Consider the following 14,178-nt stretch of genomic DNA (forward strand, 5'->3'; position numbering starts at 1 on the left):
GGACTTGGAAGCCCGGCGGCGACGCCGGGCTTCGTCCTTGCGGGCGCTTCGCAAGGAAAGGCGACCATGGCCAAACATCGTGGGACGACCAAAGGCCCCTCCCAACGCCAGCTCTCCGTCGGCGAGACCGTCCGTCACGCGCTGACGGCGGTCCTGCAGCGCGGTGAACTCCGCGATCCGCTGCTCGAAAATGCGGTGATCTCGGTCTCCGAAGTGCGGATGTCGCCCGACCTGAAGCTCGGTACCGCCTATGTCACCGTGCTCGGCCAGACCGATGTCGAGCCGTTCATCGAGGCGTTGAACCGCAATGCCCGCTATCTCCGCGGCCGGCTGACGCCGGCCCTCCGCCAGATGAAGTACATGCCCGACATTCGTTTCAGAACCGACACCTCCTTCGACAACTTCGCCAAGATCGATCAGCTGCTGCGTTCGCCCGAGGTCCAGCGCGACCTCGACCATGAGGACGACGACGGGGACGAACGCTGATGGCGCGGCAGGGACGCAAGCCGAAGGGCCGGCCGATCTCCGGCTGGATCGTCCTCGACAAGCCGAAGGGCATGGGCTCGACCGACGCCGTCGCCAAGCTGAAATGGCTGTTCTTCGCCCAGAAGGCGGGACACGCCGGCACGCTCGATCCGCTGGCCTCGGGCATGCTGCCGATCGCCTTCGGCGATGCGACGAAGACGGTGCCCTTCGTCATGGACGGGCGCAAGATCTACCGCTTCACCGTGCGCTGGGGTGCCGAGACGACCACCGACGACACCGAGGGACCGGTGACTGAAAGCTCGCCGGAGCGTCCGAGCGAGGCCGAGATCCGGGCGCTCCTGCCGGACTACCATGGCGAGATCACCCAGGTGCCGCCGCGCTTCTCCGCCATCAAGATCGATGGCGCGCGCGCCTATGATCTTGCCCGCGAGGGTGAGGTGGTCGAGATCGCGGCGCGTGGCGTCACCGTCCATCGCCTCGACCTCGTCGACATTCCCGACGCCGACACGGCGGTCTTCGAAGCGGAATGCGGCAAGGGCACCTATGTGCGTGCCATTGCCCGCGACCTCGGGCGCGACCTCGGCTGCTTCGGCCATGTCGTCGATCTGCGCCGTCTTGCCGTCGGCGCCTTCGACGAGGACGACCTCGTGTCGCTGGAGGATCTGGAGTCCGCCGCCGACGAAGGCCGCGAAGAGCTGGATGCCGAGGCGGTCGAGTCGGGGGCGCGGGCGCGCGTCGTCGATTTCGGCGCCCTCGACGAATACATCCTCGATCCGGCCCTGGCGCTCTCGGACCTTTATGAGGTGCCGCTCTCGGACGAGCAGGAGCGCCGGGTGCTCTCCGGCAATCCCGTGCTGCTGCGCGGGCGCGATGCGCCGGCCTTCTGCGACGAAGCCTATGCCACGGGCAAGGGTCGCCTCGTTGCGCTCGGCTCGATCGACCAGGGCTCCTTCCACCCTAAGCGGGTCTTCGGCGGCAGGGGGTGAGGCGTCGTCATTGCCCGGTCGTTAGCCCTACGGAATGGTTGGGCTCGCTCGGCTGGTAATTCCCGGCGATCTCGACTATATCCGCGCCAGCGCCGGGCGGCATCGACCGCCCCTGCGCCTACATGGCCCCTGCTGGACGACATCCCGGCTCGGGCGACCCGACCCTCAGACATCATGAAAGGGCTCTCCGATGTCGATCACTGCCGAGCGCAAGGCTGCGCTTCTGAAGGAATACGCTACCAAGGAAGGCGATACCGGCTCCCCCGAGGTGCAGGTCGCGCTTCTCTCCGAGCGCATTTCGAATCTGACCGAGCATTTCAAGGGCCACAAGAAGGACAACCACTCCCGTCGTGGCCTTCTGAAGATGGTATCCCAGCGCCGCCGTCTCCTCGACTATCTCAAGGACAAGGAAGAGGCGCGCTACCAGACCCTGATCGAGCGCCTCGGACTGCGCCGCTAAGGAACGATCACGGCAGCCGGCGGACGCTCAACGTCCGCCGGCGCCATTTTTCAGGCCTCCGCCGAATGAGCGGCGGCCGCCACTGCCCCGGTCCTGCCTTTTGCAGGATCTTGAACCGAACGGTCATGGGGCAGGATTGCCGGAGGCTTCCGGGTGCTGGCCGTGCGTCGTCGACGCCGCGCCGCCGCCGAGATCGATGCGAAGCCCCCCGCCGTCTTGCCCATGACGCGTTCCATCGAAGACTGCGCTCCGCATGAGCCGAACGGCCGCGGAGCCGCGCAGCAAAGGTACGCACATGTTCAACACGCACAAGGTCGAGATCGAGTGGGCCGGACGGCCGCTGACGCTCGAAACCGGCAAGATCGCCCGCCAGGCCGACGGCGCCGTCCTCGCCACCTATGGCGAGACCACGGTTCTCGCCACCGTCGTTTCCGAGAAGCAGCCCAAGCCCGGCTTCGACTTCTTCCCCCTGACCGTCAACTACCAGGAAAAGGCCTTCGCGGCTGGCAAGATCCCCGGCGGCTACTTCAAGCGCGAGGGACGCCCGAGCGAGAACGAGACGCTGGTCTCGCGCCTGATCGACCGTCCGATCCGTCCGCTCTTTGCCGAAGGCTACAAGAACGACACGCAGGTCGTCGTCACCGTCCTGCAGCATGACCTCGAGAACAACCCGGACGTTCTCGCCATGGTCGCCGCTTCCGCGGCCCTGACGCTCTCCGGCGTTCCCTTTATGGGCCCGATCGGCGGCGCCCGGGTCGGCTTCATCAACGGCGAGTACAAGCTGAACCCGCATGTCGACGAAATGGCCGAGTCCAAGCTCGACCTCGTCGTCGCCGGTACGCAGGACGCCGTGCTGATGGTCGAGTCCGAGGCCAAGGAGCTCGACGAAGAGACGATGCTCGGTGCCGTGATGTTCGGCCACCGCGGCTTCCAGCCGGTGATCGACGCGATCATCAAGCTCGCCGAGCATGCGGCCAAGGAGCCGCGCGAGCACGTGACGCCGGACTATGCCGAGCTCGAGAAGGAAATCCTCGGCGTTGCCGAGGCCGACCTGCGCGACGCCTACAAGATCACCGACAAGCAGGCCCGCTACAAGGCGGTCGACGCCGCCAAGGCCAAGGTCACGCAGCATTTCCTGCCCGAGGGCGCCACGGATCTGCGCTGGACCAAGGAGCAGGTCGGCGCGGTCTTCAAGGAGCTGCAGGCGAAGATCGTCCGCTGGAACATCCTCGACACCGGCAGCCGCATCGACGGCCGCGACCTCAAGACGGTCCGCAAGATCGTCGCCGAGGCCGGCGTCCTGCCGCGCACCCACGGTTCGGCGCTGTTCACCCGCGGCGAGACGCAGGCGCTGGTCGTCGCGACGCTCGGCACTGGCGAGGACGAGCAGTATGTCGATAGCCTGACCGGCACCTACAAGGAGACCTTCCTCCTCCACTACAACTTCCCGCCCTACTCGGTCGGTGAGACCGGCCGCATGGGTTCGCCCGGCCGCCGCGAGATCGGCCATGGCAAGCTTGCCTGGCGCGCGATCCGCCCGATGCTGCCGGCCAAGGAGCAGTTCCCCTACACGCTGCGCGCCGTCTCCGAGATTACCGAGTCGAACGGCTCGTCCTCCATGGCGACCGTCTGCGGCACCTCGCTGGCGCTGATGGATGCGGGCGTTCCGCTGACGCGTCCGGTGGCCGGCATCGCCATGGGCCTGATCAAGGAAGAGGAGCGCTTCGCGGTTCTCTCCGACATCCTCGGCGACGAGGACCATCTCGGCGACATGGACTTCAAGGTGGCTGGCACGGAGCAGGGCATCACCTCGCTCCAGATGGACATCAAGATCCAGGGCATCACCGAGGAGATCATGAAGATCGCCCTCGGGCAGGCCAAGGACGGACGTATCCACATCCTCGGCGAGATGAACAAGGCGCTGGGTTCGGCCCGTGCCGAGCTCGGCGAGTTCGCCCCGCGCATCGAGGTCATGCAGATCCCGACCGACAAGATCCGCGACGTGATCGGCTCCGGCGGCAAGGTGATCCGCGAGATCGTCGAGAAGACCGGCGCCAAGATCAACATCGAGGACGATGGCACGATCAAGATCGCCTCGTCGTCCGGCAAGGAGATCGAGGCGGCCAAGAAGTGGATCCACTCCATCGTGGCCGAGCCGGAGATTGGCGAGATCTACGAGGGCACGGTGGTGAAGACCGTCGAGTTCGGCGCCTTCGTCAACTTCTTCGGCTCGCGTGACGGCCTCGTACACATCTCGCAGCTGGGTTCCGGCCGCGTCGCCAAGACGACCGACGTCGTCAAGGAAGGCCAGAAGGTCTGGGTCAAGCTGATGGGCTTCGACGAGCGCGGCAAGGTGCGCCTCTCCATGAAGGTCGTCGATCAGGCGACCGGCGAGGAGATCAAGAAGGGCGCCGAGGACGACGCCGCCTGAGCGGCATCGCCACCGCAGTCTTCAGGAAGGGCCGGGGCGGCAACGCTCCGGCCCTTTTCGTTTAGTCCTGGGCAAAGTCGGCAGCGCCGCTGGAGCGCATCGCGTCGCGCGACCAGCCCCCAACCTCTGGCGCGATGCTTCAGCCATTGACGTCGCCTGACCCGATGCGCCTCTTGCATGCGCCGACTGGCTATGGGGTAACTGTCGCATGCGCCTCATCCTGATCCCCGCCTTCGCCTGCGACGCGCGCCTGTATGGCAGCCTGATCGAGTTGCTGCGCGGCGACTATGACTGTGCCGTCGTGATCCCCGCCGAGCCCACGATGGAGGCTTGTGCCGCCGCGGCCCTGGCCGAAGCGGGTGAGGGGCCGTTCATTGTCTGCGGCACCTCCTTCGGCGGCCATGTGGCGCGTGAGATGGCCTTCGCCGCGCCGGACAGGATTGCCGGGCTGATCGTGATGGGCGCCGGCGCCGGCGCACCAGCATCGCAGGCCGTCTATGACGAACGCCACGCGGCGATCGAGAATGGCCGGGCCGGCGAGATGCTGGAGACGATGGCTCGCGCCATCGTGTTCGAGGAGGAGGGGCGCGGCGAGGCCGCGGCTGACATGTTCCGGGCCATGGCGGCGGCAGCCGACCCCGCGGTGCTCCTGGCGCAGAATGCCGCGCTGGCCCGCCGTCCGGACCGCCGGGACGATGTCGCGCGCCTTGCCTGCCGCACGCTGCTGATCTGGGGCGAAGAAGACCGCTTCTCACCGCCCGCCGACGGCGCCGACATGGCCGCGCGGATGGTGCAGGCCGAGTATGTGACCTTGACCGATTGCGGCCACCTGCCGAGCCTGGAAGCGCCGATGCGCGTCGCCGCCGAGATCCGCCGCGTCTTCGTCCCCAGCGGACGCGGCGGCACGCTCGCCTAAGCGATGAGAGCCCGTGCAGCTCTCACAAGGTCGGCAGCGATTGGCTCCGCTGTGCCGACGGCGGCAGGCCGGCGGCGATGAGCTACGTCCTGCGCCTCCTGGCTGCCCTTCTCTTCGGCTTCGTCGCCAGCCAGTCGGCCGAATTCACCCAGCAGTATCTGCAGCGGCTCGGCGGCGCCGCGGACGAGCTCAGGCGGATCGTCCAGCGCTTCGACGAAGGCGCGGCCAGCCTTGGTCTGTCGCGTCAGCAGGCGGTGGGCCGGCTGGTCGCCAATCCGGATGCGATCGCGGTGCGCCAAGGCGAGGAGGCTGTGCTGACCGCCGGGCGCTATGCCGATGTCGAGCGACGTTATCGGACCTTGCGCGAGGCCGCGCCGCTGCAGCGTCCGTTCCTGGCCCTGTCCGATCCTGATTGGGATATGCTCAGCCGCACCGGCGAGGATTACCGCCCGGCACTGCCGGTGACGATGGAAGGCGTGGTGCTGACACTTGCCGGCTTTGCGCTCGGCTGGGCGGCGGGCGCCGGCGCCGCCGGGACCCGGCACATGCTGCGCCGCCGCCGCCTGCGGCGGAAGGCGGCTGCCGAGGGCACGTCGACGCCGAACTGAGGCAAGCAGAACGGGCGGCCGAACGCGTCAGCCGGCGCACCGGCCGTCGCGCAGCGGCCTGCTATGGCTGCTCGCTTATTTGGTATCGGATGCCGCGTCGTCGCTGTCGGCCGATCCTTCACCGGCGATCTCGGCGCGGCGTTCCTGCGCCTTCAGCTCGTCGAGGGCCGGCATCGACATGATGTTGTAGCCGCTGTCGACATAGTGGATTTCGCCGGTGACGCCGTTGGCGAGCTCCGACAGGAGGTAGAGCGTCGAGTTGCCGACCTCCTGGATGGTGACGTTGCGGCGCATCGGTGCATTGCGGCGCTGATAGTTGAACATCAGCCGGGCGTCGGAGACGCCGGCGCCGGCGAGCGTGCGCACCGGTCCGGCCGAGACCGCGTTGACGCGGATGTTGCGCGGCCCGAAGTCGGCGGCGAGATAGCGAACGGACGCCTCCAGCGCAGCCTTGGCAACGCCCATGACGTTGTAGTTCGGCATGACGCGCATCGAGCCGTCGAAGGTCAGCGTCACCAGCGACCCGCCATTGTCCATGATGTCGACGGCCCGGCGCGCGATCTCCGTAAAGGAGAAGCAGGAGATCAGCATGGTGCGGGTGAAGTTCGCCCGGGTGGTGTCGGCGTAGAGGCCCTTCAGCTCGCTCTTGTCGGAGAAAGCGATGGCGTGGACGAGGAAGTCGATCGTGCCCCAGCGCTCCTTCAGCGTCTTGAACACGCCATCCACGCTTTCGATGTCCTCGACGTCGCAGGGGATGATGAGGTCGGAGCCGAGCTCGGCGGCAAGCGGACGCACGCGGCGCCCGAAGGCCTCGCCCTGGTAGGTCAGCGCCACCTGGGCGCCCTGGTTCGCCAGCGCCTTGGCGGCGCCCCACGCAATGGAATTGTGGTTCGCGACACCCATCACGAGGCCGCGCTTGCCCTTCATCAGATCGCCCATGGTGCCCCCGGCTCTCTCAGTCCGTCACGCGCTGGAACACCAGCGATGCGTTGGTGCCGCCGAAGCCGAAGGAGTTCGACAGAACCCGGTCGAGCCTGACGTCGTCGATCCGCTCGCGCACGATTGGTATGTCTGAGAACTCAGGGTCGAGCTCGTCGATATGGGCGCTCTTGGCGATGAAGTTGTTCTTCATCATCAGGATCGAGTAGATCGCCTCCTGAACGCCGGTCGCGCCCTGGCTATGGCCAGTCAGCGACTTCGTTCCGGAGATCGGCGGAATATCGGCGCCGAAGACTTCCCGGATCGCCTGGATTTCCATGCGGTCGCCGACCGGAGTCGAGGTCGCATGCGGGTTGATGTAGTCGATCGGCCCGTCCAGGCCGGCCAGCGCCATCTGCATGCAACGCACCGCGCCCTCGCCGGAGGGTGCGACCATGTCGGCGCCGTCCGAGGTTGCGCCATAGCCGACAATCTCGGCAACGATGTTCGCGCCGCGCGCCCGCGCATGCTCGTATTCTTCCAGCACCAGCACACCGGCCCCGCCGGCGATCACGAAGCCGTCGCGCGCCTTGTCATAGGCTCTGGAGGCGACCGCCGGCGTGTCGTTGTAGTTGGAGGACAGGGCGCCCATGGCGTCGAAGAGGACGGAGAGAGTCCAGTGCAGGTCCTCGCAGCCGCCGGCGAAGATGATGTCCTGCTTGCCCATCTGGATGATCTCATAGGCATTGCCGATGCAGTGGCTCGAGGTCGAGCAGGCCGACGAGATCGAATAGTTCACGCCCTTGATCTTGAACCAGGTGGCGAGCGTGGCGGAGGCGGTCGAGGCCATCGCCTTCGGCACGACGGTCGGGCCGACCCGTTTTGGTCCCTTTTCGCGCGCCGTATCCGCGGCGGCGACGATCGACTGCGTCGATGAGCCGCCCGACCCCATGATGATGCCGGTGCGGATGTTGGAGACGAGCTCCGGCGTCAGCTGCGCGTCGGCAATCGCCTGGTCCATGGCGACGTGGTTCCACGCCGTGCCGCCGCCGTGGAAACGCAAGGCGCGACGGTCGAGGATCGTCGTCGGATCCAGTGTCGGCTTGCCATGGACATGGCAGCGGAAGCCCATCTCGGCATATTCGGGTGCAAAGACGATGCCGGAGCGGGCGTCCCGCAGCGATTGTGTCACCTCGTCCACATCGTTGCCGATGGACGAGACGATCCCCATGCCGGTCACGACGACGCGCTTCATCGCGTTCTCTCCCGTTGCCGCAATTCTTGCGTTCAGCCGCCGGCGACGCCGCTTTCGGCGCCGGGCTCGTCGGTGAACAGGCCGACGCGCAGGTCGCTGGCGCGGTAGATGACCTCGCCATCCGCCTTCATCCACCCTTGCGCGATGCCGAGCTTCAGGCGCGAGCGCATCACCCGCTTGAACTCGACGCCGTATTCCACGAGCTTCACCTTCGGCGTGACCTGGCCGGTGAACTTCACCTCGCCGACGCCGAGCGCCCGCCCGCGGCCAGGTTCGCCCAGCCAGCCGAGATAGAAGCCGGTGAGCTGCCAGAGCGCATCCAGGCCCAGGCAGCCCGGCATCACCGGATCACCTTCGAAATGGCAGCCGAAGAACCAGAGGTCGGGACGGATGTCGAACTCGGCCGTGATGATGCCCTTGCCGAATTCGCCGCCCTCTTGTGACACTTGCGTGATGCGGTCGAACATCAACATCGGCGGCAGCGGCAGCTGGGCATTGCCGGCGCCAAACAACTGGCCGTGGCCGCAGGCGATCAGGTCTTCGTAGTCGAATGAGGTCTTGCTGTCCGCCATAGTCCGTCCGTTCCGCCCATACGTGTCGCCATTGGCGATCCCGCGGGCCCGCCCTTAGCATTGCCGCCGCCGAGTGACAAACGCAGCGAGCGCGTGCTGCCTTGCTGCCGGCCGGCCGTCGCGCCATGGCGCTTTGTTGCGGCGGACATGGTGGCGGTGCATTGCGTCGGCAAGGATGCCGATCGGCTGTGAGCCGTCAGCCGCATGAAGATTCGGATGGAGCAGGGCATGAGCGAGCGATTTGGAACACGTGTATCGCCCGGCATTGCCGCGCTTCTGGCGACACTGCTCGCGGCGCCGGCCGCGGCTGCGTGGACGGGCAAGACCGGTGAGGCGAGTGCAAGCGTGGAGGGCGGTGGGCGCCTCCGCTTCGCCTGCGCGGCCGGCGCGCTGCGGATGACGCTGTCGGCCCCCGGCTGGCGCTTTGCGGACGGTGAAGCCTACACGGTCGTCGCAGATATCGACGGCACCGCCTTCATGCTGCCGGCGAAAGCGCGGCAGGACCCGCAGACCGGTGTGGCGGTGATCGCCCGGGATGCTGCGCCTGCCGACTATGCGCCGCTGATTGCGGCGTTGAAGGCAGGGCGGCGGCTGGTGATCTCAGGCCCCGGCGGGCGCTGGACGCTGAAGCTGACCGGCTCCGGTGCGGCCCTGCGCCAGCTGGAAGCCGGCTGCTGATCCCCGGTCGAATGGCCGGCGTACCGCTTCTGTCGACTTCAGTAGGACGGCGCGTGGTGAGTGCAGCTGCGCCCTGACCCCTCCGTCCTGCGTCATGGCAGATGCGACCCTCAGCGTTCCGGCACCGGCCCGAAGACGAGATCGAGCCAGGCTTCGAACATTGCCGCGACGTCCAGCGGCTCGTCGCCAGCGAAAAGGCCGTTCCACAACATCGCGATGACGGCCGGAGCGGCCATCAGGATCGGCTGGTCCGACAAGGCATGCGGGCGCAGTTCGCCGCGCCGCTCGGCGCGTCGGGCATAGATCCGGATCATCCTCAGCACCGGTTCGATCGCGACTTGACGGTAGACGCGCGTCAGTTCGGGAAAGCGCGTGCCCTCGCTGGCGACGAGGCGCAGCACCTGCGAGCGCCCGCTCCTTTGCAATTCGCTTAGGAGCGGCGGCACGATCCGGCGCAGGAACGCGCCCGTCGGCTCGTCAGGACGGGGTCGCGGCACCGAGCGGCCGGCGCGCGCGTCACGCAGCACCTCGACGACGACCGCGCCAAACAGCGCCGCCTTGTCCGTGAAGTAGAGATAGATCGTTCCCTTGGCCGTACCGGCGCGCGCCGCGACATCGCTCATCCGCGTGTCGGCGAAGCCCTTCTCGAAGAAGGTCGCAAGGGCGGCCGTCACCAGGGCTTGGCGCGTGGCAGCGGTCTTGGCGGGGCTCGGTCCCCTGCGGCGGCGGGGTGGGGCGTCGTCGTCTTCGAAGGCCATGAATCCGGCATACAAGAAAATGACCAAGCGGTCATCTTTGTATTGAAAGAAATGACCGGAGGGTCAATATTGATGGTGCGGCATGAACCGGAGCTGGTGCCGGACGTCACCGCCAACGCCGGGAGACTCGATCATGGCTGGAACTGATTGCGACGTGCTGGTGGTCGGCGCCGGACCTACCGGCCTGATGGCCGCCTATCTTCTCGCCCGCTGCGGCGTCAGCCTCCGCATCGTCGACAGGAATGCCGCCCCAGCGCAGGAGTCGCGGGCCTTCGCCGTCTCGGCGCGGTCGCTGGAGCTCTTCGCCAATCTCGGTCTCGTCGACAGGGTGCTGAGCCAGGGTACCATCAACGAGCGCATCGACTTTTTCATTTCCGGCAAGCGCGCCGGCGGCTTCGACTTCGACCGCGTCGAGGCGCCGGACACGCCCTATCACTTCATCCTGATGAACCCGCAATCCAAGACGGAAGCTCTGCTGGGCGAGGCTTTGCAGGAGGCAGGCGTCACCGTCGAGCGCGGTGTCGAAGTGACGGCTCTGACGCAGGACGAGGGCTGCGTCAGAGCCGCAGCGACACACGCGGATGGCCGCGCGATCGAGATCACAGCGCGCTATGCCATTGGCGCCGACGGCGCCCATAGCATCGTACGCAAGGCAGCCGGACTCAGCTTCGAGGGCGCCAAGTATCCGCAGAGCTTTCTCCTCGGGGATGTGGCCGTGGACTGGCCGCTCGATCATGCCCGCTTTCGCGTCTTCATGCATGGGGAGCGCATCGGCCTCTTCTTTCCGCTGCAGGGCTCGACGCTCTCCCGTGTGATGACGACGGATCTCGGCGGCTCTGCCGGCAATGAAACGATCGGGCCGGAGCCCCTGGAGCTTGACGTGCTGCAGCAGGCTTTCGCGCAGGCGAGCTGCCAGCCTGTGACTTTGCGCGATCCCGCCTGGCTCACCCGCTTCCGCACCCATCACCGGGTGGTGGATCGCTACCGCTCGGGCCGCCTCTTCGTGGCGGGTGATGCCGGCCATATCCACTCGCCGGCCGGCGGGCAGGGGATGAACACCGGCCTGCAGGACGCCGCCAATCTCGCCTGGAAGCTGGCGGCGGTGCTGAACAAGGGCACTGATGATGCGCTGCTCGACACCTATGAGAGCGAGCGTCTGCCGGTGGCGCGCGAGGTGCTGCGCTTCACCGACCGCATCTTCGGCTTTGCCGCCGGGCAGAGCGGCTGGCGTGCGCGAGCGCGCGACCTGCTGGCGCCCGCGATCGTCGGGCCGGCCTCGGAGATGGACGCGGTGCAGACCGCCGCCTTCCGCCGCTTTGCGCAGATCGATATCCACTATGAGGAGAGCGCCGCCGTCGCCTCAGGCGGAAGCGATCAACCGGCTGCTGGAATGCGGGCGCCGAACGCGCAGCTCTCCCGCCACCGCGACCTCTTCGATCTCATCAGCGGCTACCGATTTCATGTGCTGGCGCTGTCGCGCCGGGCGTTGGAGCAGGCGGAGGTCAGGCCGCTGCTGGCGGCTCTCTCGTCCCTGTCTGGTCCAGGGGTCGAGACCCACCTGGTCGCCCGAGTGGCCGGCCGGCATCAGCCGGGCGTCGAGCCTGTGGAACGTCCGGACGTCTTCGATCGCTACGGTCTTCCCGACGAAGGCGCGCAGGCGATCATTCTCGTGCGTCCCGACGGCACCATCGCCTGGCGCGGGGCGGGACTTGATGTCGAGGCGTGCGGGCGCGTCCTGGCGCGCTTTGTGGCGCCGGCTGGTTGTGGAGCCTGACGCCGTCCGACGTCCCTGGAACGACGAAACGCCGCCGGACGGTGCCCGGCAGCGCTTGCCTGTTCGATCGGTGCAGCCCCGGCGGACTTCGCCGGAGCGTCCTTCATCGGCGGTTCAGCCGGCCGCGCTGTCCGGTTCCTTCGGCTGCCAGACGCTGAACACCCGCGAGATCAGCGGCCACAGCAGGAGCAGGATGGCGAGCCCCATCAGCGTCGCCACGAGATTGTTCGACCAGAAGATCGACAGCGACCCGTCCGACAGGATCATCGACTGGCGGAAGGCATCCTCGGCCTTGTCGCCGAGCACCATGGCGAGCACGAAGGGCGCGATCGGATAGTCGAGCCGCTTGAACACGTAGCCGACGATGCCGAAGGCGACCGCGAGCCAGACGTCGAAGGTCGCGTTCGCCACGGTATAGGCGCCGATCAGGCAGACCACGATGATGATCGGGCCGATGATCGCAAACGGGATGCGCAGGATCGAGGCGAAGAGCGGCACCGTCGCCAGCACCAGGATCACGGCGATGATGTTCGACATGTACATGGAGGCGATCAGGCCCCAGACGAAGTCCGGCTGCTCGGTGAAGAGCAGCGGCCCGGGCTGTAGGCCCCAGATCATCAGGCCGCCCATCATCACGGCGGAGGTTGCCGATCCCGGCACGCCGAGCGCCAGCATCGGCAGGAGCGCCGAGGTGCCGGCCGAATGGTCGGCGGTCTCCGGTGCCACGACGCCCTCCGGCTCGCCGCGCCCGAAATTGGCGCGGTTGCGGCCGAAGCGCCGGCCGATGCCGTAGCTCATGAAGGAGGCCGCGGTGGGGCCGCCCGGCGTGATACCCATCCAGACGCCGATGATCGCCGAGCGGATGAAGGTCGCCCAGTAGCGCGGCAGGCGGGCCAGCGCCGTGAAGATCTCACGCACCTCGATCCGCGAGGAAACGCCGCGGAACTTCAGCTCCTCCTGCACGGTCAGCAGCAGTTCGCCGATGCCGAAGAGGCCGATTACGGCGACGAGGAAGGACACGCCACGCAGAAGATCGGCATAGCCGAAGGTCAGCCGCAGGTCGCCCGACACCGTGTCCATGCCGACGGTCGCGAAGGCGAGGCCGGTGAGGAGCGAGATCGCCGTCTTCATCGGGTCGGCACCGCCGAGACCGATGAAGGAGCAGAAGGCGAGCAGATAGATCGCGAAGAACTCCGGGGAGGAGAAGCGCAGCGCGAAGGCCGCGATCCAGCCGGCGAGAAGCGTGATGACGATGACGCCGACCAGCGCGCCGAGACCGGCCGAGAAGAATGCCGTCGCCAGCGCTTCCGTCGCCCGGCCCTGCTTGGCCATGGGATAGCCATCGAAGGTGGTGGCAACGGAGGACGGCTCGCCCGGAATGTTGAAGAGGATCGACGTCGTCGACCCACCGAACAGCGCGCCCCAGTACATCGACGACAGGAGGATGATCGCCGAGACCGGATCCATGGTGAAGGTCAGCGGCAAGAGCAGCGTCACGCCGTTGGGCGCGCCGAGGCCGGGCAGCACGCCGACCAGGATGCCGAGCAGCACGCCGAGGACGATGATGGCGACGTGGTAGAAGGAGAAGGCGACGGTGAATCCGTGGAAGAGCATGCCGAAGTCGGCCATGGCGGCAGTCTCCTCAGTTGATGCCGAGAAGGGGCAGGACGACGCCCTTCTCCAGCGGGACTTGGAACCAGATCTCGAAGATCGCGTAGAAGGCGACCATCGTGCCGACCGAGATGAGGCCAGCCTTCCAAAGCGGCAGCTTGCCGAGGGTCATCATCGAAAATATGAGGAAGAGCACCGAGGCGAGGTAAAGCCCGAGCCAGGGGATCAGGGCAGCGGCGACGGCCGTCGGCAGGAACACCGAGGCGATGCGGCCGAGAGCGCCGTCTTCCAGGAAGCGACTGTCGAAAGCGGCAAAGCCCTCCGTCGGATGGGACGGATCGGCGGCGGCGACATCAGCCGGGCGCCGCATGCGGCCGGCGAGGGCATAGCGGATCGCGATGGCGACACCCAGCACCACGATCAGCAAGCCGATGCGAAACGGGAAGTAGCCCGCCGCTGGCCCGACATCGGTCCAGCCGATGCCGTTCTCGGTCGAGCCATAGAGGACGACAGCCCCGAGGAGGGCGAGAGCGAGGCCGGTACCGACCTCCATATGGCGGCGTGTAAGCATGCGCGCCTCCGTTGTTGGATGTGTTGAGATGGTGGTGAGGCGCCGCTGGTGAGACGCCGTCATGAGGGCAGGAGGGTGCGCTAGGCGCGGCGAACCGCGATAATGCGGCAGGACGTCCGCGCTGCCGCTCCGGCACCAGCGTCACGTGAGGCTG

The 14,178-nt window shown here is 67.2% G+C and carries 14 protein-coding genes; 8 read left to right on the top strand and 6 right to left on the bottom strand.

Annotation, left to right across the window (positions count from 1 at the left end; genetic code table 11):
* Window positions 1-66 precede the first annotated feature (66 nt).
* The 6 genes from rbfA (at window position 67) to C0R46_RS10730 (ending at window position 5,887) form a co-directional block, all read left to right on the top strand.
* Window positions 67-486 carry a 30S ribosome-binding factor RbfA gene (gene rbfA, locus C0R46_RS10705; RefSeq protein WP_102959596.1) on the top strand — a complete coding sequence of 140 codons (420 nt, stop codon included), beginning with the start codon at window positions 67-69 and terminating at the stop codon, window positions 484-486.
* On the top strand, window positions 486-1,472 hold the full coding sequence (truB, locus tag C0R46_RS10710; protein WP_102959597.1) for a tRNA pseudouridine(55) synthase TruB: 987 nt from the start codon (window positions 486-488) through the stop codon (window positions 1,470-1,472). The genes rbfA and truB overlap by 1 nt, the downstream gene beginning before the upstream one ends.
* Before the next feature lie 190 nt (window positions 1,473-1,662).
* A complete protein-coding gene (gene rpsO, locus C0R46_RS10715; RefSeq protein ID WP_102959598.1) occupies window positions 1,663-1,932 on the top strand; it encodes a 30S ribosomal protein S15 in 270 nt (89 codons plus the stop codon).
* A 295-nt stretch (window positions 1,933-2,227) separates the two neighbouring features.
* Entirely contained in the window at window positions 2,228-4,363 is a 2,136-nt protein-coding gene (gene pnp, locus C0R46_RS10720) for a polyribonucleotide nucleotidyltransferase (protein ID WP_102959780.1), read from the top strand.
* A gap of 208 nt (window positions 4,364-4,571) precedes the next feature.
* Window positions 4,572-5,279: an alpha/beta fold hydrolase gene (locus tag C0R46_RS10725; RefSeq protein WP_102959599.1), complete on the top strand. Its 708-nt coding sequence runs from the start codon at window positions 4,572-4,574 to the stop codon at window positions 5,277-5,279.
* Window positions 5,280-5,356: 77 nt separating this feature from the next.
* A complete protein-coding gene (locus C0R46_RS10730) occupies window positions 5,357-5,887 on the top strand; it encodes a DUF2937 family protein (protein ID WP_102959600.1) in 531 nt (176 codons plus the stop codon).
* 75 nt (window positions 5,888-5,962) lie between these two features.
* Here the strand turns inward: C0R46_RS10730 and fabI are convergent, their stop codons facing one another.
* Genes fabI through fabA form a run of 3 tightly spaced genes read right to left on the bottom strand, consistent with a single transcriptional unit; the run spans window position 5,963 to window position 8,632 of the window.
* The gene (fabI, locus tag C0R46_RS10735; RefSeq protein ID WP_102959601.1) at window positions 5,963-6,826 is read right to left on the bottom strand and encodes an enoyl-ACP reductase FabI; all 864 of its coding nucleotides are present in this window, start codon (window positions 6,824-6,826) and stop codon (window positions 5,963-5,965) included.
* Between the two features lie 16 nt (window positions 6,827-6,842).
* Window positions 6,843-8,060, bottom strand: coding sequence for a beta-ketoacyl-ACP synthase I (fabB, locus tag C0R46_RS10740; protein WP_102959602.1), 1,218 nt, complete (start codon window positions 8,058-8,060; stop codon window positions 6,843-6,845).
* 32 nt (window positions 8,061-8,092) lie between these two features.
* Window positions 8,093-8,632: a 3-hydroxyacyl-[acyl-carrier-protein] dehydratase FabA gene (fabA, locus tag C0R46_RS10745; RefSeq protein ID WP_102959603.1), complete on the bottom strand. Its 540-nt coding sequence runs from the start codon at window positions 8,630-8,632 to the stop codon at window positions 8,093-8,095.
* Between the two features lie 228 nt (window positions 8,633-8,860).
* Between fabA and C0R46_RS10750 the strand changes: the two genes are divergently transcribed.
* Entirely contained in the window at window positions 8,861-9,310 is a 450-nt protein-coding gene (locus tag C0R46_RS10750) for a hypothetical protein (RefSeq protein ID WP_157944618.1), read from the top strand.
* A 110-nt stretch (window positions 9,311-9,420) separates the two neighbouring features.
* On the opposite strand, the gene C0R46_RS10755 is transcribed toward C0R46_RS10750, so the two are convergent.
* A complete protein-coding gene (locus C0R46_RS10755) occupies window positions 9,421-10,095 on the bottom strand; it encodes a TetR/AcrR family transcriptional regulator (protein ID WP_245413521.1) in 675 nt (224 codons plus the stop codon).
* Between the two features lie 106 nt (window positions 10,096-10,201).
* Here C0R46_RS10755 and C0R46_RS10760 point away from each other — a divergent pair, with 106 nt between their 5' ends.
* Entirely contained in the window at window positions 10,202-11,842 is a 1,641-nt protein-coding gene (locus tag C0R46_RS10760) for an FAD-dependent monooxygenase (RefSeq protein WP_157944619.1), read from the top strand.
* A gap of 114 nt (window positions 11,843-11,956) precedes the next feature.
* Here the strand turns inward: C0R46_RS10760 and C0R46_RS10765 are convergent, their stop codons facing one another.
* A complete protein-coding gene (locus C0R46_RS10765; protein WP_102959606.1) occupies window positions 11,957-13,471 on the bottom strand; it encodes a tripartite tricarboxylate transporter permease in 1,515 nt (504 codons plus the stop codon).
* A gap of 13 nt (window positions 13,472-13,484) precedes the next feature.
* The gene (locus tag C0R46_RS10770; protein WP_157944620.1) at window positions 13,485-14,024 is read right to left on the bottom strand and encodes a tripartite tricarboxylate transporter TctB family protein; all 540 of its coding nucleotides are present in this window, start codon (window positions 14,022-14,024) and stop codon (window positions 13,485-13,487) included.
* Window positions 14,025-14,178: the final 154 nt, after the last annotated feature.

It is taken from the genome of Mangrovicella endophytica (assembly GCF_002893625.1).
Classification (GTDB): domain Bacteria; phylum Pseudomonadota; class Alphaproteobacteria; order Rhizobiales; family Rhizobiaceae; genus Mangrovicella; species Mangrovicella endophytica.

Excerpts from the sequence above, each read along its gene's own strand:
- rbfA (WP_102959596.1), top strand. The coding sequence starts at position 67 with ATGGCCAAACATCGTGGGACGACCAAAGGCCCCTCCCAACGCCAGCTC.
- truB (WP_102959597.1), top strand. The coding sequence starts at position 486 with ATGGCGCGGCAGGGACGCAAGCCGAAGGGCCGGCCGATCTCCGGCTGG.
- rpsO (WP_102959598.1), top strand. The coding sequence starts at position 1,663 with ATGTCGATCACTGCCGAGCGCAAGGCTGCGCTTCTGAAGGAATACGCT.
- pnp (WP_102959780.1), top strand. The coding sequence starts at position 2,228 with ATGTTCAACACGCACAAGGTCGAGATCGAGTGGGCCGGACGGCCGCTG.
- C0R46_RS10725 (WP_102959599.1), top strand. The coding sequence starts at position 4,572 with ATGCGCCTCATCCTGATCCCCGCCTTCGCCTGCGACGCGCGCCTGTAT.
- C0R46_RS10730 (WP_102959600.1), top strand. The coding sequence starts at position 5,357 with ATGAGCTACGTCCTGCGCCTCCTGGCTGCCCTTCTCTTCGGCTTCGTC.
- fabI (WP_102959601.1), bottom strand. The coding sequence starts at position 6,826 with ATGGGCGATCTGATGAAGGGCAAGCGCGGCCTCGTGATGGGTGTCGCG.
- fabB (WP_102959602.1), bottom strand. The coding sequence starts at position 8,060 with ATGAAGCGCGTCGTCGTGACCGGCATGGGGATCGTCTCGTCCATCGGC.
- fabA (WP_102959603.1), bottom strand. The coding sequence starts at position 8,632 with ATGGCGGACAGCAAGACCTCATTCGACTACGAAGACCTGATCGCCTGC.
- C0R46_RS10750 (WP_157944618.1), top strand. The coding sequence starts at position 8,861 with ATGAGCGAGCGATTTGGAACACGTGTATCGCCCGGCATTGCCGCGCTT.
- C0R46_RS10760 (WP_157944619.1), top strand. The coding sequence starts at position 10,202 with ATGGCTGGAACTGATTGCGACGTGCTGGTGGTCGGCGCCGGACCTACC.
- C0R46_RS10765 (WP_102959606.1), bottom strand. The coding sequence starts at position 13,471 with ATGGCCGACTTCGGCATGCTCTTCCACGGATTCACCGTCGCCTTCTCC.
- C0R46_RS10770 (WP_157944620.1), bottom strand. The coding sequence starts at position 14,024 with ATGCTTACACGCCGCCATATGGAGGTCGGTACCGGCCTCGCTCTCGCC.